Annotated in this window: 18 protein-coding genes; all 18 read right to left on the bottom strand. The window is 54.1% G+C overall.

Annotated elements, in window-relative coordinates:
• Positions 1-228: 228 nt before the first annotated feature.
• Positions 229-1,326, bottom strand: coding sequence for a non-hydrolyzing UDP-N-acetylglucosamine 2-epimerase (gene wecB, locus PsAD37_RS16370; RefSeq protein WP_208991916.1), 1,098 nt, complete (start codon positions 1,324-1,326; stop codon positions 229-231).
• Positions 1,327-1,388: 62 nt separating this feature from the next.
• A complete protein-coding gene (locus PsAD37_RS16365) occupies positions 1,389-2,447 on the bottom strand; it encodes a DUF4434 domain-containing protein (RefSeq protein ID WP_208991915.1) in 1,059 nt (352 codons plus the stop codon).
• A complete protein-coding gene (locus PsAD37_RS16360) occupies positions 2,425-6,117 on the bottom strand; it encodes a tetratricopeptide repeat protein (RefSeq protein WP_084407873.1) in 3,693 nt (1,230 codons plus the stop codon). Before PsAD37_RS16360 ends, PsAD37_RS16365 begins: the two co-directional genes overlap by 23 nt.
• Positions 6,114-7,583, bottom strand: a complete 1,470-nt coding sequence (locus tag PsAD37_RS16355) for a glycosyltransferase (RefSeq protein ID WP_063297056.1) — start codon at positions 7,581-7,583, stop codon at positions 6,114-6,116. The genes PsAD37_RS16360 and PsAD37_RS16355 overlap by 4 nt, the downstream gene beginning before the upstream one ends.
• A 174-nt stretch (positions 7,584-7,757) precedes the next feature.
• Positions 7,758-8,897 (bottom strand): CaiB/BaiF CoA-transferase family protein, encoded by a 1,140-nt coding sequence (locus PsAD37_RS16350; protein ID WP_063297062.1) that lies wholly within the window; start codon positions 8,895-8,897, stop codon positions 7,758-7,760.
• 426 nt (positions 8,898-9,323) lie between these two features.
• Positions 9,324-10,133 (bottom strand): alpha/beta hydrolase, encoded by an 810-nt coding sequence (locus PsAD37_RS16345; protein ID WP_063297055.1) that lies wholly within the window; start codon positions 10,131-10,133, stop codon positions 9,324-9,326.
• Positions 10,134-10,137: 4 nt separating this feature from the next.
• Positions 10,138-10,557 carry a RidA family protein gene (locus PsAD37_RS16340; protein WP_063297054.1) on the bottom strand — a complete coding sequence of 140 codons (420 nt, stop codon included), beginning with the start codon at positions 10,555-10,557 and terminating at the stop codon, positions 10,138-10,140.
• Entirely contained in the window at positions 10,554-10,976 is a 423-nt protein-coding gene (locus PsAD37_RS16335; protein WP_084407871.1) for a thioesterase family protein, read from the bottom strand. Before PsAD37_RS16335 ends, PsAD37_RS16340 begins: the two co-directional genes overlap by 4 nt.
• The gene (locus PsAD37_RS16330; protein WP_063297053.1) at positions 10,966-11,649 is read right to left on the bottom strand and encodes an ABC transporter ATP-binding protein; all 684 of its coding nucleotides are present in this window, start codon (positions 11,647-11,649) and stop codon (positions 10,966-10,968) included. Before PsAD37_RS16330 ends, PsAD37_RS16335 begins: the two co-directional genes overlap by 11 nt.
• Complete coding sequence (locus PsAD37_RS16325) at positions 11,649-12,398, bottom strand: ABC transporter ATP-binding protein (RefSeq protein WP_063297052.1); 750 nt, start codon at positions 12,396-12,398, stop codon at positions 11,649-11,651. The genes PsAD37_RS16330 and PsAD37_RS16325 overlap by 1 nt, the downstream gene beginning before the upstream one ends.
• Positions 12,391-13,416 (bottom strand): branched-chain amino acid ABC transporter permease, encoded by a 1,026-nt coding sequence (locus PsAD37_RS16320; RefSeq protein WP_063297051.1) that lies wholly within the window; start codon positions 13,414-13,416, stop codon positions 12,391-12,393. The genes PsAD37_RS16325 and PsAD37_RS16320 overlap by 8 nt, the downstream gene beginning before the upstream one ends.
• Entirely contained in the window at positions 13,403-14,323 is a 921-nt protein-coding gene (locus PsAD37_RS16315) for a branched-chain amino acid ABC transporter permease (RefSeq protein ID WP_057463887.1), read from the bottom strand. Before PsAD37_RS16315 ends, PsAD37_RS16320 begins: the two co-directional genes overlap by 14 nt.
• A 107-nt stretch (positions 14,324-14,430) precedes the next feature.
• A complete protein-coding gene (locus tag PsAD37_RS16310; RefSeq protein ID WP_063297050.1) occupies positions 14,431-15,570 on the bottom strand; it encodes an ABC transporter substrate-binding protein in 1,140 nt (379 codons plus the stop codon).
• A complete protein-coding gene (locus tag PsAD37_RS16305; protein WP_193778278.1) occupies positions 15,567-17,213 on the bottom strand; it encodes an AMP-binding protein in 1,647 nt (548 codons plus the stop codon). Before PsAD37_RS16305 ends, PsAD37_RS16310 begins: the two co-directional genes overlap by 4 nt.
• A complete protein-coding gene (locus tag PsAD37_RS16300; protein ID WP_063297049.1) occupies positions 17,155-18,366 on the bottom strand; it encodes an acyl-CoA dehydrogenase family protein in 1,212 nt (403 codons plus the stop codon). The genes PsAD37_RS16305 and PsAD37_RS16300 overlap by 59 nt, the downstream gene beginning before the upstream one ends.
• A complete protein-coding gene (locus tag PsAD37_RS16295; RefSeq protein WP_084407869.1) occupies positions 18,367-19,188 on the bottom strand; it encodes an enoyl-CoA hydratase family protein in 822 nt (273 codons plus the stop codon).
• Positions 19,188-19,670 (bottom strand): MarR family winged helix-turn-helix transcriptional regulator, encoded by a 483-nt coding sequence (locus PsAD37_RS16290; protein WP_063297048.1) that lies wholly within the window; start codon positions 19,668-19,670, stop codon positions 19,188-19,190. Before PsAD37_RS16290 ends, PsAD37_RS16295 begins: the two co-directional genes overlap by 1 nt.
• Positions 19,667-20,419, bottom strand: a complete 753-nt coding sequence (locus tag PsAD37_RS16285; RefSeq protein WP_063297047.1) for an SDR family NAD(P)-dependent oxidoreductase — start codon at positions 20,417-20,419, stop codon at positions 19,667-19,669. Before PsAD37_RS16285 ends, PsAD37_RS16290 begins: the two co-directional genes overlap by 4 nt.
• Positions 20,420-20,427 lie beyond the last annotated feature (8 nt).

The following is a 20,427-nucleotide window of genomic DNA, read 5'->3' as shown; positions in this document are numbered from 1 at the left end:
CGCTTCTCATCGTCACTCCAGCGCCGTCCTTGGCTTTCTATCATCATCAAAGTCCATGCAGATAAAACTACACGTACGATAGAGCAGCAAAGCTAGAATCGTCAGGTCGGGTTCGCCGGACGCTTACCATTTTTAGTTTGCAAGGGATAGACAGTTTAGCGTTGCGCTGACATATAAAATACGCATAAGGTAGATTATGGAACTTAAATTACAAAGACCAGAATGGAGCTAGTCTGCTGAGTTTATGTGACTTTCTACGGCAGCCGCTATGCGTTGTGATGCATGGCCATCGCCGAATGGGTTTTGGCGGTCGATCTGAGTGTGTTTGCATTTCAAGATGTGCGCGGCTTCATCGATGATGGTTTGCTCGCATGTGCCGACAAGTTTTGCAAGGCCGCTGGTCAATGCTTCTGGTCGCTCTGTGGTCTTGCGCAGGATCAGCAGCGGTGTTCCGAACTCCGGTGCTTCTTCCTGTATGCCGCCGCTGTCGGTCAGGATCAGATCGGCATCACGTTCCAGTGCGATGAGCGCTTCATAAGACAATGGCGTGACCAGATGGATGCGCGGTGTATTTTTGAGCTCGGACTCGATCATGTCTTTGACGACCGGATTTGGGTGGACTGGCAAAATGACTTGCAAATCCTCAAGGGCTTCTGTGATGCGTTTTATGGCCTGGCAGATATGGCGCATGGGATCGCCCCAATTTTCACGTCTATGTGTGGTCACCAGCACCAATCGCTTTTGCTGCCCCAGAACACCTTTCAGCTCGTCGAGCTCTCGTGCCGGTTTGATCTTCTGTGCCAGATGTCGAACGGCGTCGACCACCGTGTTTCCTGTGGTGAGGATTTTCTCGTTGCTCAGGCCTTCGCGCAGCAAGTTGTCTTTGGCGATGGATGTTGGAGCGAACAGCCTATGGCACAGTTGGTCTGCCAATCGTCGGTTGGCTTCTTCGGGAAATGGATCCTGCAGCTCACCACTGCGTAGTCCGGCTTCCACGTGGCCGACTGGAATGGCGCTGTAAAAACTGGCCAGTGCGCCGACAAAGCCTGTTGTGGTGTCGCCGTGGACCAATGCGTATTTGGGATGATGCACAGCGTTTATGCCTTTGAGCAGTTCGCCGGCCTGATCGGCTAGCCTGTGGCTGGTGCTGGATACGTCGAGCCAGTTGATCTGGTGAATGTCGAAGGATTCAAGTGCATTGGATGCAATGTCGCGGTGCTGGCCTGTCATTAGAACATGGGCGTGTAGGTTTGGGCAGTTTGCGATTGCAGAGATGACCGGCACCATTTTTATAGCTTCTGGACGGGTGCCTATGATGCACAGCACTTTGTTAGGGCCCGCTCCGATGATCTCTGGCTCTTTCGTCTTTTGCGCTATGGTCCTTGTGATTATTCGGCAGCTTCTACATTAGCCAATGCGTTTGCAATGCAGACATGAGCGTTCTCAGTAAGAAACTCTTTGATCTCGCGACTGTGTTTGTTGTTGAACTTCAGGATATGACTGGACAACGAGAACAAGGCCAAAGGCTGCGTGGCCGAAAATCTTGCGTTCTTCAAACGGCTTTTCATGGTGCCGAGCGAGGTTGGGATTGTGCTGAAATCTGCTGTTCTTGGATCAATCTCGAAGATTTCCACCACTGGAATAACCGTATGATCTTGTGTGCTGAAGGCGGCGCTGATGGCGCGTTGCAGGTTGCGGCTGGAATAAGGTTCCATAAGCTTGGCCCCTAGCCCATCCTGCAGCAGCAGAATGTCCATGGATGATTTTGCCATGAGCTTGTTCCATTGTGTGGCCAGTTTTCGCGGAATGGTCTTCAAATCGGTGTATCCAGAGATGGCAACAGGCCCCGGGAGGATGCGGTTCAAGATTGCGCGGGTTTGTTTGGTGTATCCGGTGACGAGCTTTTTGAGCTTGCTATCCAACAGCAGATTGCCATCAATTTCATCTGGTATATACCAGCCCGCAAAAACCTCAGTAGGATGAGCGGTGTAGCTGATCTGGGCCTTTATCGCGGTAGCGAGTTTTTCGGTTTCCGCTAAGCGATTGTCCAGATAGGCCTGGCCATCTTTTTGCAGTTTCTCCATGAACGTTGGATCATACCGCAGGCCGAACCAGAGTTTGGCTCCCGCCTCATCTGCGCCCATGATTGCAGCTTCGAGCCAGAGTGGCAGCTTGATTTCCCCCTGAAGATCGCTGCCCCACATGGTCCACTGTAGGATGACCTCTTCAATGCCAAGTCTTTGATGTGCAAGGAGTTCGCTGCGCCATAATCTGGGGCTAGGAAAATATTCATCACCCCATGGTTGGATGAAGCTCATGTGTATAGGAATACATTCCTTGGTGCCAGAATCCTGCCGCGCATAGGCTTTAAAGATCATCATGAATGCGATGAGAGCGAGGCAGAACACTCCAAGAACGAAGAGTTTAGAAGTTTGCTTGAAGTCCAAGAAGCACTCGGCTGGTCTCACTGTCATCTGTGTTTAATACTTCGTGTCCTACACGCCCGAACACTTCCAGCTGAAGCAGGTCACCATAGGCTTCGGTGTACCACCCTCTCCACTTCAAAGATGCTCCCAGCCCTGCTTCAATTGCCACAGCGCTGGTTTGGGAGTTCCAGTTTCCGCTCCCTATGGAATACGCAAAGGGCGACAAAATCAGGTTAGGATCGAGCCTAAAAGTGTAACCAAGTCGGCCATCTCCATAGAACAAAATGGTTTTTTCCTTTTCAAAGAAACGACCACCTTCCAGATAGAGGCTGATGTAGGGTTCTTTGTCGATAGGCTCACCGGAGTAAAAATCGTAGAGCGGGAGGAAGTCGTTTCCGCGGGTGAAGGACCAAAGCACCCTCCCCAGCCAGTTGTCTTCCGTGATGCTGCCACCTTTGAAGAACCGCTCCAGACCGATTTTCAGGTTTTGCGTCATAAACGGCTTGAAGCGCAGGCCGACGATGGTCTGGTATGTGTCAGGATCCGGGCGGAAGCTGTAGCGTTGGTTGAGCCACTGGGCACGGGCGATGATCTCGAAGACGCGGCCATTCTGGTAACCGATGACGGGCGGACGCCATGCCACTTCGAATGTACCGAACGGACTGCTGGACGGGATACCCAGGATCGCGCCTGTTATCTCTTCTTCATTCTGCCGTGAGGGGCTGATGCCGTCAAAGAACAGGAAGCTGATCGGGATTTCCAGAATGCGGAGCTGCCGTTGGAAGCGCTCCAGCTTGTCCTGTTCATAAATATTGCGTTGATGCTGGTGCAGCACATCAATCCGCTTGCGAAACAGGTCAGCGGCCTTCTTGTTTTCAAAGGCTGCCAGATAGGTATAGGCCAAATCTTCCAGCAGGTTCGCCTGATCTGGCTTTTCCTCCAGTGAGGCTTCAAAGCGGGTGATTGCCAGATCATTGTCGCCCTGAGCACGGGCAAGATATCCACCCAAAGCAAGTGTGGCCGGGTTTTTATGGTCAGTTGCTGGCAGGTTTTCGTATTCGGCGTCAGCTTCCTCTAGCTGATCCAGCTGTAACAGAACCTGAACTATGGAAAAGCGGATGTCCGGCGTCGAGGCGATGGACCGTGCTTTGCGCAGGTCCACCAGAGCGCTTGCCAGTGCTTCGGGTGATTGATTGCTCTGATGGAGCGTGAGCTGGGCCCGGGCGGCGTAGTAGCCGGCCATTTGCTGTTGAGAGAGCTTGGAGACATCCAGTCTGGCAAGGAGGCGTGCTGCCTCATCATAATCCATTTGGCGCAGGTTGAGGTAGAGCAGTGCCATGCCAGCGCTCTGATCGTCATGTTCTTCAAAAGATTCCAGAAACCAGTCTTCCGCGACCTCATATTCTCCCAGCTCCTGATAGAGGAACCCGAGCTGGCTTGCTGTGGCGAGGTTTGGACTGAGTTCATACGCTCGCTGTAGTTCCTGTCTGGCTTTCTCTTTGTCTCCCAGTCGCAGATAGAGGCTGGCTAGCGTCAGGTGCTTGTCGGCATTCAAGGGCTGAGCCTGAAGCTCCTGTTGCGCGCATGTCAGGGCCTCAAGATTGCGGTCAAGCACGCGGTAGGCCTCGCACCTGATCGCCATGATTGCGTCTGTGTTTTGGGTCTGGTCCAGTTGTTGCAACAACATGAGAGCTCTTTTGGGGTGATTGAGCTCCAGCGCAAGATAAGCGGCTTCCAAACGGGTTTCCGCAGTTGGGGCCAGTCGCAGTGATTGGCGGTACATTTTCACGGCTTCTTGAAGCTGCCCTTCTGTTTTCAGGAGGCGCGCCAGTGCAAGGAAAGCCATCGCAAACCTGTTTTTGTTTTCGTCTGACAGGTTTGCTGTGTTGGTGTAGCTGAAAACGTAGTTCAGCCACATGCGGGCCGTGACGCCTTCTGCGGTGCTTTCCTTAAGCATGAGATATGCTGGCAGAACGAGTGTCGAGTCTGGCTGCAGCTTCCAGTCTGCGATCAGATAGTCAAGCGTGCTGGTCCAGTCTTCATTGGTTGCAGAAACGGCTGCCAGATCAAACAGAAGACGTGCATAGGCTTTCTTGTCGTTTTCGTTGAAGGCGCCGTCAGCACGGGCTCTTTGGGCTCGTGCAAGAGCATCCTGAAGAACAGCGGAGGCGATGCGGTGATGGTTGGAGAGCAGGGCGACCTGCCCTCTTTTTGCTGTGATGCGCCAGTTGGGCATTAACGTTTCAGCTTCTTTGAGAACCTGATTGGCGAGATCCAGATCCCCTGCCCGCCGCGCCAGATCTGAAAGGGTTTGCAACAACTCGACCCAGGCTTCCGGAGATTTCTGCTGGTCGGTAAACTGGGTGATGGCGCGCAGTTCCACCAGCGCGTTGATGGCTTGTGTTTCCCAGCCGTTGTTAAGAGCAAGCATGCTGAGTTGCAGACCGTATTCCGGGCTTCGGGTGAGCTTGATCAGCAATCGGCCTGCGGTGACCGCTCTGGTATCATCTCCTGCGCGAATGGCGATGTCTGCCAGTGCCAGATAGTAGTTGGCGGCTTCTTCCGGACCGGAGGCTTTGGTGTCGAGGATCCTGCCATCCGCTGTCAGAAGCGCCATTTCTGCCTCGGCGCTGGAGCCTTTTTTCACCAGAGCGTAGGCCAGCTGAACGCGCGTGGACAGTCCCAGTTGATCAATGCGCCCGGGGTTGAGGAAGGTCAGCAACTCATCCAGATGACCAGAATTGAGCGCGCTGGCGGCCAGGGCTCTGGCGAATGTGCGTTGTTCTAAAGCGGAAGATTGGCGGCCCGTAAACAGTCCATTCATTTCACCACGCAGCAGCAAGCGGTAGGCTTCTTCGTCTTTGCCTTGCGCAAGAAAGAGGAAGGCTTCGTTCAAAATTGCTGTGCGCTGGGTTCTTGGTGCGTTGTCCAGCTTGGAAAGCTCGTCCCATTCGCTACGGGCTTCTTCCAGCTGATTGAAGTTGCGCAAAAGATCCGCTCTGATGAGCCTTTGTCTTGGGGTGGCAGCGCCCAGCTCTCGCAAAATGTTCAGTGCATGGAGAGCTTCCTTGGTTTTGCCAAGCTTGATGGCTGCTTCTGCTGCGCCTGCAAGGGCTTCTTCCCGGTTGCTCGGCAGCAATTTGCCAGTCTCTATCGCCAGCCGGAAATCATCAAAGGCTTCCGCATACTCGCCCGTGAGCATTTGCAGGTGGCCGAGCGAAAGGTAGCCGCGGCTGAAAGCGGGGGCTTGAGATTGGAGGATCTCTAATTGGTCAATTGCTGCGATTGGGCGATTGAGGCCGATGAGCAGCTGGATTTTTTGCCAGCGGGCCACAAGATGATCGGGGTCTTGTTTCAGCAGCTCATCCAGTTCTTTCAGCGCATCTTCACTTCGCCCCTCTGCCAGCAGGCGGTAGGCAAGGTCCAGCAAGGGATAGGAGCGGTAGCCGCGCCACGTGCTTTGCAATAGGGATTGGCTGTCCTGTCGGTCCTTCAGCAAGCTGATGTAGTACTCGTCTTTTTGCTGGAGGGTGTAAGGCGCAGGGCTGACTCTCTGTGAAGGCGGAGCTGGATTTTGCGATTGTGTTGGGATGGATAAGCCAAGCGCAAACATGATGACCCACAGCAGATAGAATGCCGAGTTTCGATTGGCATTCCCGCGTGTGTTGTGGGGCGTTTGGGGCCGGGTCATGTTTGTGCTTCCTGCTCTACAGGAATTGCAAGCTCCAGACTTTCTTCCTCCGGATAGTCATGAGCGGTCTTGTCCCAACCGATGACTTCGCCAGTGCCCAGATGCCGGATCCATGTTTTGATGGCGCGCATCATGGCGATGTAGTTGATGATGATGGATACGAAGTAGCGCAGGGTCACAGGTGCCAATGCGCGCAGTCCATAATGGTAGCCTGTCCAGATATGGCGCTGGATAAGGCGGTGGGCGAGCAGGAGCACGTTGAACCAGATTACATACCAAAATGGGCTGTCTTCTGGCAGAAGTGGCGGCAAATGGTAGGCATCCGGTGCCAGACGCTCATAGAGGCGAAGGCCCCAGTAGAAGAAAAGCGAGATGTACCCGATGATGATGGCGTGGCTGAAGAACACCATCTTCCTGTCGCGCCAATAAAAGTATTTATCAGCGAGCCCTCCTTTCCACCCCAGCTGTGCCCAGCCCTGAAACGCGATGCCGATGGTCCAGCGGGTTTTCTGGCGTACGCTTTGCCAGAAGCCGGAGGGAAACAGCTCCTGCGTGACTGCAAAGTCCGTGTGGTCGCTTTTCTTTGCCGGGTGGACCCAGAGCAGGTGGTGGGTGAGCCCCTTCCCTGTGAGCCGCATGGCGAGGTCGTAATCTTCCGTCAAGGAGCCGATGTTGAAGACTTCCGGTATGCCGTTCTCGTCTGTGCCGGAAATGGATTTGGCTGTCTCGATGGTTTTCTTGGAATAACAGGTGCCAACGCCAGCGCCCGGAACTGTTCCGGTCAAGAAGCCCCTGACGAGAACTTCCTTGGAATGGAACTCGGCAAACTCGTCCATGTAGTGGCCGGCTGTCAGGTTCCGGCGTCTACGGGGTAAGGAAAGGACAGGCAGTTGCACCACATCGGCAAGTTCAAGGCTGGCGTTGAAAACGTGCAGAGCGTTTGGGTTGAGGATGTCTTCTGCGTCCTGCATGACTATGCCGGCAAAGAAGATGTTCTGTTCCTGTTCGAACTTCTCTATTTCGGCAATGATGGTGTTGACGCAATCGGCTTTGCAGGTTGGGCCGTCATTGTTGGTGGTAACGACGCGCAGATTGTCATGTTCGGCTGCCAGACGATTTGCAGCCTTCTGCGTGGCTGCGTCATTGGGGTAGACGCCAATGAAGATCCAATAGGATGGATAGTCCAGCCTGCGCATAATGCCTGTAACGGCGGGATAGAGGATTGAGGCTTCATCCCATGCAGGTAGCATGATGGCCAGCGGTCTGGGCGGGACGTGCCCGGTTTCTTCAAACAGACGTTCTTCGGTTCTGCCCGCTAAGGGGCTGCGATACCAGGCGACGAAGGTGTAATAGAGGGTGTCAACGAACAGGTCATCTGCGCCAGATACAGCAAAGACGTATGAGGCGACGAGAAAGAGGCCCTGCGTAACAAGAAACAGTAATACAAATGCATCTGTTACCAGCATACTCTGGTGCACTCCTTCGCAGTAACCTGATTAAAGTTACCCTAGGAGATTCGAGAGGATGTCCTCAGTCATGGGATGTGCTCAGAGGATTGGGCTGAGGCAGTTATGACGTGGGAGGGAGTGCTGAGGCCCCCTCCGTTTACAGTTTGTTTCGCATCGTTAATTGTCGCAGATTCAGGCCAAAGTTTTGCTCTTTTGCATATCAACGATATCAGCTTCAGAGAAACCAAGCTGCTGTAAAACCTGTGCAGTATCGTCTCCGGTTCTTCCTGCTGGTTCAGGTGTTTGCGGAACTGTGCGGCTGAAGCGCGGTGCGGGTGCTGCCTGGGTGACGCCGTTGAGGCGGATGCGGTTGCCGCGCTCGGTGTTGAGAGAGGCTGCGTTTGCCTCCTCAATGGAGAGCACAGGGGCAACGCAGGCGTCAGTTCCCGCAAAGACGCCGGTCCAGTGGTCCAGCGTATTCGCTTTGATGGCAGTGCCGATTTGCTCTTCCAGCTGAGGCCACTCTTTCATGTTCATCTGGATCTTGGAAAGCTCTTGCGGGAGGTCCAGCCCTTTCAGCAGCAGAGCGAAGAACTGAGGTTCCAGAGAGCCAACGGACAGATAGCGCCCATCTGAGGTTTCGTAGCATTGATAGAACGGGGCGCCACCGTCCAGCAGGTTCGTTTGGCGCTTGTCCTGCCAAAGTCCGCGACCCAGCAAGGAGTAGATCAGGCCCACCATGGCTGGCACGCCGTCGACCATGGCTGCATCGATCACCTGCCCTTTGCCGCTTCTGGTGCGCTCAAACAATGCTGACAGCACACCCAGCAGCAGGAACATGGACCCGCCGCCGTAGTCTGCCGCCATGTTGAGTGGTGGGACTGGTGGGCGGCCTTCCTCGCCGATGGCGTGGAGCATGCCGGTCATGGCGAGGTAATTGAGGTCGTGGCCGGCGGCATGAGCCAGTGGCCCGTCCTGCCCCCAGCCGGTCATGCGGCCATAGATCAGGCCCGGGTTCTTGGCGAGGCATTCGTCCGGCCCAAGGCCAAGGCGCTCCATTACGCCGGGGCGGAAGCCTTCTATCAGGATGTCGGCTTTCTCAACGAGGGAGAAGAAGACTTTGACGGCCTCTTCGCTCTTCATGTTCAAAGCGATGGACTTCTTGCCTCGGCGGTTGACATCCTTGTCGATCCGCTCGCCGGTGCGGCGGTCGACGACGATGACATCGGCTCCCAGATCTGCAAGCAATTGTCCGGCCATGGGCGCTGGGCCAAGGCCTGCCATCTCCACCACCTGAAGTCCCGAAAGTGGTCCCGCTTTTGCTGCTGTCACATATGCCTCCCCAGTCAGCCAAGTCCTGCGCATACGGGCCTCTTGGAAAGTGCCCGTTTCCAGAGTTGATGCCTTGCAGAGCTGGCTTGTCAGATAAGTGTACCTGCAAGCCGCGCTGGGCGGATAACTCCGGTTCGCGTTGTTGGGTCAACCTTAGAGCGGCTGGTAGTAGTTCCACAACTCTCCATTTGGTGAATAGGCTATCCAATAGGTTAAGACGAGTGGAGGTTATAGGGTGGCTTTTCAATCTGATGCGCTGGGCTGTGTCGTTTGCTGTGAGGGGTGCTTTCTGATGAAATGAATTCATCAACGCAGTTACATAGCAACTTAAAGTAACGCATGAATCACTTAAACCACGCAAAATTACACATAAGAACGCAAAGTCGCGTGGCTTTTATAATGTCTATATATTTCAGTAGGTTGTGATTATGTATTCAACATAGTTGTGAGGAGGAGGCTGTTGGGCTGCTCCAGCGCCTCTACCACGGTAAAATGGTTTTTGCCCGGATCCTCATAGGCGGTGATGTGTGTTTCGAAACCGCCCCACATTGCGCAGTGGGTTGCATTTTGCCGCCGAAACTCTGCCAGCTCCTCAGCGCCAACCCAGCCGGTAAAGCGTAGGTTATCAAGAGGTTCGTGTAGCGCCGGACTTTCTGCCAGCGCCTCCGCTTCGTCGATATGCAGAGTGTCGTTCATTGCTGTCCTGCGGATTGGCCGCAGATCATAGACCCCACTGATGCCGAGGATGTGCTTGATCCGACTAGTGATACTATCTGGTATCATCCGTTTTTTGCAGCCCAACCTCGCTACCAAGTGACCACCAGCAGAATGACCGGTCAAGTGAATCGATCCTTCAACTTGTTCAGCTGCAACTTCAAGAGCTCGCTGCATCTGATTGGTAATAGTGGCTATTTTTACTTCAGGGCAAAGGTCGTAAGAAGGCACGGCAACGGTGTACCCCATCTCGACGGCCCCCTTCGCCAAGTGGCTGAAGGCGGATTTATCGAAGGCCTTCCAGTACCCGCCATGAACAATCATGACGAGCCCTTTGGACGCCTCAGTGCCTTGCGGGAAGAACAGGTCGAGCTTCTCTCTCTCCCCGCTTCCGTAGGCTACGTCCAGTTGATTTTTTGAGGTCTCGCGAAACGCTTTGGAGCGTTCAACCCATTGATTAAACAGCTCTTGTGCGTTTGGTACTGCACCGGAGTTATGATAGGCCGCGTCCCAATCCCGCATCACGTTATTCCGCTCTTGGCAGTACTGCCGTTGCTTCAATTTCCACTTTGGCCTGATCTTCCACCAAATCAGCCACCTGGATCATGGTCATGGATGGAAAATGACGGCCAAACACAGAGCGATACGCCTCGCCAACTTCGCGCAGGCGAGCGGTGTAGTCTTTCTTGTCGACCACATACCACGTCAGGCGCACCACATGCTCTGGCTTCGCGCCAGCAGTGGCTAGAATTTCGCGAATGTTCTCAAGCGTTTGCTTGATCTGGTCAATGAGATCATCGCTCTCAAAGATCTGCTGGCCATTCCAGCCGATTTGACCACCCAAAAAGATTGGTGTGCCTTCTGCCATTATGCCATTGGCATATCCAGAAGCAGGCTTCCAACCTTCCGGCTGGAGAAATTTGAACAGTGCTTGTTGTGTTGTCATGAAGGTCCCTCTTCCTTCAGGAAAAATTCCATTTGTTTTTTAATGGCTTGCGGCCAGCTCACTGGTTTTTTGTCTGCGCCTGTGACGTAGACAATGACCGAGCGGCTTGTGAGCCGAAGCTGGTCTGCGCAGGTGACTGTGAACTCCAGATGGACACTGGAGCGACCGAGCTTTAAAACCTGAAGCGTGTATAAGAGTTCGTCACCAAGCTTGCTTGGTTTTTTGAACTCTGTTTCGATCTTGGCTGTGGGGACTGCATCCCCTTGATTTATATGAATGTCTACGAACGACGTGCCGAGCGATTGCTCAAACCACTCTTCTGTGACCTGATTGATCATCTCGAAGTAGCGGGGATAAAAGACAATTCCAGCGGGATCGCAGTGCTGGAAGATCACTTTGATCGTGCGTTCAAAGACCAAGGTATCTGTCCTTCATTTCCTCGGTGAGTGTGTCCGGGCGGCCTGCCCAGACTGACTCGCCTTTTTCCAGAATGACGGCCTGATCAGCCAGCGGAAGGAGCTCCTTAAGCGTCTTGTCGACGATGAGAATGGACAGCCCTTCCTTTTTAAGCCTCGCAATCGCCTGCCAGATTTCCCCGCGTACAACCGGTGCCAAACCTTCTGTTGCTTCGTCAAGGATCAGCAATTTCGGGTTTGTCATCAATGCTCTGGAGATGGCGAGCATCTGCTGCTCTCCGCCAGACAGCGTGTTTGCGCTCTGGCTTCTCCTCTCCTGAAGGCGTGGAAACAAGTCATAGACGCGCTCCTGCGTCCACGCACCTTTGCGGGCGGCTGCGCTCAGATTTTCCAGAACAGACAGGTTCGGGAAACAGCGGCGACCTTCTGGCACCAATCCCAGACCCAAGCGGGCAGCTTTGTGACTGGACATGCGGTTCAGGCTTTGGCCGCAGAATTCGATGGTGCCTTTGGTTGGCGTAACCATCTGACAAATAGAGCTTATTGTGGTGGATTTGCCCATGCCGTTGCGGCCAAGCATCGCTACCATCTCGCCTTCATTGATGGAGAGGTTTACGCCGAACAGCGCTTGTGCGGCGCCGTAATGGGCTTCTAAGCCTTTGACTTCCAACAGCATCAGGCTTCCTCCCCGAGATAGGCTTCTCTGACAAGCGCACTGGCGCGGATCTCATCGACCGAGCCTGACAGAATGGCTGCGCCGCCCACCAGAACCGTGATGCGATCAGCCAGACGGAACACGGCATCCATGTCGTGCTCAATGAGCAGGATCGGAATTTCCGGGCGAATTTCCTCAAGGAATTCAGTGAGCTGAATAGAGCCTGTCGGGCCAAGGCCTGCCATGGGTTCGTCCAGTAGCAGTGCTTTCGGCTTGAGAGCCAGAGCGCAGGCGACTTCCACCTGACGGCGCTCACCGTGAGAGAGTTCCGAGACCGCGATATCTTCGCGACTACCGAGGCCGACTTTTCTAAGCCAGTTTCCAGCGGTTTCGCGCAGTTCTTCGTCGGACTTGGTTTGCTTCCAGAAGCGGAAACTGGAGCCCTGACTGGCTTGTACGGAGAGCATGACATTGCGACGGGCGCTGACTTCCATAGCCAGTGAAGAGACCTGAAAGCTTCTTCCAAGGCCTTTGCGAGAGCGACTGGCAACCGTCTCTGAGGTCACGTCTTCGCCATCCAGATAGATGCTGCCGCTGTCGGGCGTGATCCAACCTGCGATTTGGCCGATGAGTGTTGATTTGCCCGCACCGTTTGGTCCGATAAGAGCATGAATCTCATTAGGTTTCAGATCCAGAGATACGTTTTTTGTCGCCTGCAAAGCACCAAAGGATTTGTGCAGGCCTTTGACTTCAAGAACCGGTTTAGTCATGACGTGCTCTCCCTGCGATCATGCCCATGACGCCACCTCTGGCGAACAGAACGACACCAAGCAAGGCCAGGCCAAGTAGCAGTTGCCAGTGCTGCGTCCACTCGCCGATATAGGTTTCCAGCAGCACGAACAGCGCTGCGCCGATTACAGGACCGTAGAGGCGCCCGACGCCGCCGAGGATGACGAACACCATAATCTCGCCAGAACGGTGCCAGGAGAGCATTGAGGGGCCTACAAAGCCATTCAACTCGGCAAACAGTGCCCCAGCAAGGCCGGTGATCATTGCGGAGATAACGAAGCCTGTGAGCTTGATCGGGAACGGGTCAATTCCCGAGGTTGCCAGTCGTGTCTCGTTCATACGAGCAGTGCCGAGTGCTGCTCCGAAACGGGAGCCTGACAGGCGTGCTGAGACGAAGATTGCACCGAGGAGCAGGATAAAGCAGACGAGGAAGAAGGTCAGCGCGCTTTCGGCGTCCACCATTGGAAGCTCATTGCGTAGGTAGATTGAGAGCCCATCTTCACCGCCGTATGTCGGCCAGGAAATGGCGAAATAGTAGATCATCTGGGCAAATGCCAGAGTGATCATGATGAAGTAGACGCCCTCGGTTCTCAGCGAAATTGCGCCAATTGCGAGGGCTGCTATGCCGCAAATGACCATTGCAACGATCCAGATGATGAGCATCTGGTTGGTGCCCGAGATCGCAAACGGTATGGCCATGAAGAGGGTTTCTTCAAAGCTGTGAAAGGCTGCAATACCAGTGGTGTAGCCGCCAATGCCGAAGAATGCTGCATGGCCGAAGCTGACCATTCCGCCTTGCCCGATGGCAAAGTTGAGGCCAACGCCAGCAATGGCGAAGATGGTGATCAGGCTTGCCAGATTGACGTAGTAGTCTTCTCCGATAGAAGACGCCCAGAGCGGCAGAGCCAGCAGGATTGCCATGACTGCGATGTTGACGACGGTCTCGCGGCTCAGCTTTGGCATGTTGATGGATTTTGGAGCTGTATCAGTTCGTTGCATTGAAAAGCCCCTTTGGTTTTACGGCCAGAATGCCTGCCATCATCAGATAGATAAGCATGGATGACAGAGCTGCCCCGATGCTGTTTGCACTGGCATTTTCCATGAAGAACTTCAGGATGACGGGCAGGAAAATACGTCCCAGAGTATCTACGAGGCCAATCAGGATGGAGCCGATGAGAGCGCCCTTGATGGAGCCAATGCCGCCAATCACAATGACCACGAAGGCCAGAATGAGCACAGGTTCTCCCATGCCGACCTGTACGGAGCGCAATGCGCCGACCAAAGCTCCAGACAGACCTGCGATCGCGGCACCCAATGCGAAAACGATGGTGTAAAGCGTTTTGATATCAACGCCTAAGGCAGCGATCATCTCGCGGTCACTTTCACCGGCGCGGATCCGCATGCCAAGGCGCGTTTTGGAAATAAGCAGGTAGAGAAGCAGGGCAACTGCCAGTGCTGCCAGAATGATAAACAGGCGATAGACCGGATAAGCTTCTACGCCGGGCAACGCCATGGTGCCCCCCAGAGCTGCCGGAATGTTGAGGTAAAGTGGCATGGAACCGAAGACCATACGGGTGCCTTCAGAAAAGATCAGAATAAGAGCAAAGGTTGCCAGTACCTGATCGAGGTGATCGCGGTCATAAAGCCTGCGGATGACAAGCATTTCGATGAGTGCACCAGCTGCTGCTGCTCCAAGGACACCACCACCCAGACCAAGCCAGAAAGAGCCAGTCTGCTGAGTGATCCAAGCGCAACAAAAGGCACCGACCATGTAAAGCGAGCCATGAGCGAGATTGATCAGGCCCATAACGCCGAAGACCAGCGTGAGGCCAGCTGCCATCAGAAACAAAGTGAGACCGAATTGCAGCCCGTTCAATACCTGCTCAAAAATCAAAGCTGCCGTCATTTATGATATTCCCGAGGCTTCTTTTTCATTGTGACATCAGTATAGGGGATCAGCGGAGAAGGATTAGGGTTTCCCCGCTGATTATTATTTTACTTCAATGCGTTGGCTTACTTCATTCGGCACTTGGATGCGTATGCATCCTGATGGCCCTTGATTGCGACACCAATGATTTTGTTGGTGATCTGGCCATCTTCTTTCACCACTTCGCGAACATAAATGTCCTGAATTGGGTGGTTGTTGTTGCCGAACTTGAAGTCACCGCGCACAGAAGCGAAGTCGGCTTCTTTCAGAGCTGCGCGGAAGTCATCCTTGTCGCTGACATCTGCCTTTTCCATTGCGGAGAGGATCAGATTTGCAGCGTCGTAACCTTGAGAGGCGTAAAGGGAAGGCAGGCGGCCATATGCTTCTTTGAAGCCTTTGACGAACTTAGCGTTTACTTCGCTCTCAATGTCCTTACCCCACTGTGAGGAGTTTGCCACGCCGAGTGCTGCATCGCCAATCGCAGGCAGAATGTCCTGTGAGAAGGAGAACGCCGGGCCCATGACTGGAACATCAACGCCAGACTGTGCGTACTGCTTCATGAACGCGATGCCCATGCCACCTGGCAGGAAGAAGAACACGCTATCTGCACCAGAAGCGCGGATTTGTGCGATTTCTGCTGCGTAATCGTCCTGACCAAGCTTGGTGAAGAGTTCACCTGCCAACTCGCCCTTGTACATCCGCTTGAAGCCCTTCAGAGCGTCGGTACCAGCTGGGTAGTTTGGTGCCAGAATAAAGGTCTTCTTGTAGTCAGCTTTATTGGCGTGAGATCCCATCGCTTCATGGAGGTTGTCGTTCTGCCAAGCCACGTTGAAGTAGTTTTCATGGCAAGCTTTACCAGCCAGCGCAGATGGGCCAGCATTCGGGCTGATATAGAGCGTGCCTTTGCGGGTGGCAGCTGGAACCACAGCCATTGCCAGGTTGGACCAGATGATACCTGTCAGGATATCTACTTTGTCTTTTTGAATGAACTTGTCTGCCAGTTTTTTGGCAACATCCGGTTTGCGGGCGTCGTCTTCTACCAGCAGCTTAACATCGGATGCGCCTGCTTGTTTGAGAGCAAGCTCAAAGCCATCGCGGACGTCGATACCGAGTGTGGAGCCACCGCCTGACAAGGTGGTGATCATGCCAATTTTAACTTCGGCTTGCGCCACGCCAGCTGTACAACACAGAAGGGCGGCTACTCCGGCTGAAACGAGTTTTTTCATATAAGTTCCCCTGATTTATCCTCGACCAGCTGTTCCTTCAGACGGAATCTTTGAATTTTACCAGTCGCGGTTTTTGGTAGCGAATCTACCAGTTTAAGTGAACGAGGGTATTTATAGGGCGCTATAGTAGATTTTACATAGTCCTGAAGACGTTTGATTACGTCTGCATCTTGTGGGTGGTCCTCCACCAACACCACATGTGCTTCTACAATCTGTCCCCGGTCCTCATCAGGCACGCCTATAACAGCACACTCGGACACTTCCGGGCTGCTTAGCAGAGCAGCCTCGACCTCTGGCCCGGCAACGTTGTAGCCGGACGTGATAATCATGTCGTCTGCGCGGGCTGCGAAGTGGAAATACCCTTTTTCATCCTGATAAAAGGCATCACCTGTCAAATTCCAGCCGTCACGAACATATTTCTGCTGCTGGTCATCTTGCATATACCGACAACCGGTTGGTCCTCTTACTGCAAGTTTGCCAACTGTGCCGCGTGGAACCTCCTGCATGTTTTCATCAACCACTTTTGCGGAATATCCTTTGATCTCCCGGCCAGTGGTTGCTGGCATGGCATCTTCCAAATGGTTGGAAATAAAGATGTGCAACATTTCTGTTGCGCCAATCCCATCCAGCATCGGAATCCCGGTTTTTGCTTTCCATTGCTCAAACACTGGTGCTGGCAATGTTTCTCCCGCTGAGACTGCGATGCGCAGTGAGGACAGGTCTGCCCCCTCTTCCATTGCCGCCATCATGGCGCGGTAAGCCGTTGGTGCTGTGAACGAGATCGTTGCCTTGTAAGTCTCAATGATCTCAATAAGCTGTTTGGGTCCTGCCGTTTCCAGCAGAGTAGCGGTTGCGCCGAAACGAAGCGGGAAAATTGCCAAGCCGCCGAGGCCAAATGTAAAGGCCAGTGGTGGACTGCCAACAAACACGTCCGATGGCTGGATGTTCAGCACTTCCTTTGCATAGGCATCTGCGATGATCAGCAGATCGCGGTGGAAGTGCATGGTTGCCTTCGGCTGTCCGGTGGTGCCAGATGTGAAACCCAGCAGGCAGACATCGTCTCTGCCCGTTTGAACGGCCTCAAACTGGACGGGCTTTGACAGTGCGACCTTATCCATCTCACCGGCAAAGTTGGCCGTGCCATCGAAGCTCACGATTTTGCTCAGATGGTCGTTCTGCTCAAGGCAACGTTCCATCTCTTCCATGAGGCGAAGATCGCACATGGCCAGTTTGATTTCGGCCTTGTCGACGATCTGGCTTAACTCGCCAGCCCGCAGCATTGGCATGGTGTTGACCACCACAGCGCCTGCTTTTGTGGCAGCCAGCCAACAGGCGACCATCGCCGGGTTGTTTGCTGAGCGGATAAGAATGCGGTCGCCCGGTTCTACTCCGTAATCCTCCTGCAGAGCTCGAGCGATGCGGTTGGTCCAGTCCGCAAGCTCTTTATAAGTGCGTTTTCTGCCATTGCCGATGAGAGCAATGTTGTCACCAAAGCCGCGTTCAACCATCTTGTCGGTCAACTCTACTGCGGCGTTGATGTAGTCTGGGTACTCAAACCCCTCCAGCTGGAAAACTGGCTGCTGATCAATTGGTGGCAGCCTGTCCCTTGTGAAGGTGTCCTTGTGCGCGCTTGGTCCCAGCATTTCTCCCCTCCTGAGAAAGCAATTGCCTTGCTACTATTATCTTTTGAACATCGGATGCGCCTTCGTAGATGCGAAGAGCTCTGATTTCACGGTAAAGTTTTTCGACAGTATTGCCTGAGCGGACGCCCTCGCCCCCGTGGATTTGTACCGCCTTATCAATGATTTGTTGGGCCTGATCGGTTGCAAACTGCTTTGCCATGGCAGCCTCGCGAGATACTCGTGCTGCCCCCATGTCTTTCGTCCATGCAGCGCGGTAGATCAGGAGTGCAGAGGCATCAATGTCGATTGCCATTTCCGCCAGATGGCCCTGGACCATCTGCATATCGGCCAGCACGCCATCCCCCAGTTTGCGAGTTGTTGCGCGGGCTACGGCTTCTTCCAATGCACGGCGGGCAAAGCCCAGTGCGGCGGCGCCGACGGTGCAGCGGAAGACATCCAGAACCGACATTGAGATCTTGAAGCCTTCTCCAGCTCCCCCAATGCGATTCGCTGCTGGAATGCGCAGTTGTTTGAAGCCCAACCGTGCCAGAGGATGAGGTGCCATCACATCCAGCCGTTCTTCAACGGTTAAGCCCGATGTATCCGCGGGTACGATGAAGGCGCTGATGCCTTTGGCACCCGGTGCTTCGCCCGTCCTTGCGAAGACAACGTAAAGGCCTGCAATGCCGCCATTGGAGATCCAGGTCTTTTCGCCATTGAGCACATAGTCATCGCCGTCGCGGATGGCGGAAAGTTCTATATTTGCGACATCTGAACCGGAGTCTGGTTCTGTTAGCGCAAACGCAGAGAGTGTCTGGCCTGCTCTGGTTTTATTGAGCCACAGCTGTTGTTCTGGCGTGCCAAACAGGCTGATGGCGCCTGTTCCCAGACCCTGCATGGCGAAGGCGAAGTCCCCCAGACCGTCGTGACGGGCCAGTGTTTCGCGCATGATGCACAGGCTTCGGACATCCAGCGGTTTGGGATCTGCCGGATCAACAGCAGTGAGCTTCAGGAAACCAGCGGCACCAAGATCATTAACGAGCTTGATACAGGCAGCATCCGTGTCAGAGTGGTCAGCTGGAAGGTTTTCGCAGCACCAGTTTTCTATGGCTTCGGCCAGCTCTCGGTGTTTTTCTTCAAAAAACGGCCATGTGAGGAAGGTGGTGTCAGCCATTTATGCCCCCTCAAAGACCGGTTTTTCTTTTGCAACAAAAGCTTTGTAGGCGGTCTCAAAATCTTTGGTCTGCATGCAGATGGCTTGCGCCTGTGCTTCGGATTCAATTGCCTGATCCAGACCCATGTTCCATTCTTGGTTGAGCTGGGTCTTGGTGATGCCATGCGCGAAGTTTGGTCCTGCAGTGATGCGCTGTGCCATGCGAATGGCATCGGCCTCAAGTGCTTCTGTGGTAGACATGGAGTTGAAATAGCCCCAAGTATAACCCTCTTCTGCGCTCATGGACCGGCCTGTGTAAAGCAGCTCTGCAGCACGTCCCTGCCCAATAATACGCGGAAGAATTGCGCAGGCGCCCATATCGCAGCCTGCAAGCCCTACACGGGTAAACAGGAATGCTGTCTTTGCTTGTGGCGTGCCGATGCGCAGATCTGATGCCATGGCCATGATTGCCCCAGCACCAACGCTGATGCCATCCACGGCTGAAATAATCGGCTTGGTGCAGTTGATCATGGCTTTCACCAGATCGCCTGTCATGCGCGTGAACTTCAACAGGTCTTTCATGTCCATGGCGACAAGTGGACCGATGATGTCATGGACATCTCCGCCTGAGCAATAGTTGCCTTCGTTAGACGCGATCACAACGGCATTGACGTCATCTGCATAGGCGAGATCGCGGAATGTATCGCGCAGCTCGGCATAGCTTTCAAAGGTCAGCGGGTTCTTGCGGTCAGGGCGGTCCAATTGGATGACTGCGACATCGCCTTCCATGCGCCAGATGAAATGCTTTGGCTGCAAATTCGCCATTTTGTAAGTTGTCAGCATTATCGGGCCTCCCCCTCCCAATCGCTTGCAAATACCTTCAGGGTTTCAGCAAGACTCTCTGCTTCATCGGGAGAAAAGTGAGAGAGCAGCTCATTGATCCACTCGCGGTGACTTGCTGCCATCTGCTCAAAGTTCTCGCGGCCTTCTTTGGTCAGCAAAACCACAGAGGTTCTCCGGTCTCCGTCTCTCAATGTGCGCTGAACCAGTCCGTCCGTGGTCAGGCGATCTATGAGGCCGGTGACGTTGCCGTTGGATACCATCAGGTATTTTGAGAGCTGGGACATGAGCATGCCCTCTGGCTCGCGGTAAAGTGCTGCCATGACATCAAAGCGTGGCAGCGTCACGTTGTAGGTTGTCCTTAGCCGCTCTCGCAGTTCGCCTTCGATCGCACGAGAGGCGCGGAGCAGCCTCAACCAGAGGCGAACGCGGGACTTGTCGTCGGTTGTCTTGTCAGCTTTGAGCATTTCCTGTGAGGCTGTCATTGGGTCTCGCCCCCTGATACCGAAATGGCTTGCCCTGTCACTGAGCGCGCACCATCTCCGATGAGCCATGCCACTGTGGCGGCGACTTCGCCCGGTTGGATGAAGCGTTGCTGTGGGTTGTCCTTGTAAAGAGCGGACCGTGCCTGCTCTTCGTTCATTCCGGTTTTTTGCATGATGTTTTCGATCGAGCGTTGCAACATTGGGGTCTCTGTGAATCCAGGACACACAGCATTGACCGTAAATGGCTTGCTGGCAAGTTCGAGTGCCAGTGATCTGACCATACCGACGACACCATGTTTGGCTGCGGCGTAGTGCGAGACATAGGGATAGCCGCGCAAACCTGCTGTTGAGGCGATGGCGATCAAACGCCCATATTCCTGCCTTTTCAGGCATTCCAGTCCCTTTTGGAAGGTCAAGAATGTGCCTGTCAGGTTGATGTCGAGTATGCGTTGGAAGTCTTCCCGCTCGATCTTTCCAAAAGGTGCAGATTCTGCAGCACCCGCGTTGGCAATCACGACGTTGATTGGTCCGTTTGCTTCAGCCGCTTTTTCAAACATCTGTCCAACGGACACCTCATCGGTGATGTCTGCTATAACAGCGCTGATGCGGCTGTTGGCACTTGCGACCAAGTCAAGCGGCTCGCGTCTGCGCCCAACAACGGTGACGTTGATACCAACCCCCGCGAGGTGGCGGGCTATCTCAGCCCCTACGCCTGTCCCACCACCTGTTATGAGTGCATGCTTTTCCAAACCGATCT

Source organism: Pseudovibrio sp. Ad37 (assembly GCF_001623075.1).
In the GTDB taxonomy this organism is placed as follows: Bacteria; Pseudomonadota; Alphaproteobacteria; order Rhizobiales; family Stappiaceae; genus Pseudovibrio.
This window is presented reverse-complemented; position numbering and strand designations above follow the sequence as displayed.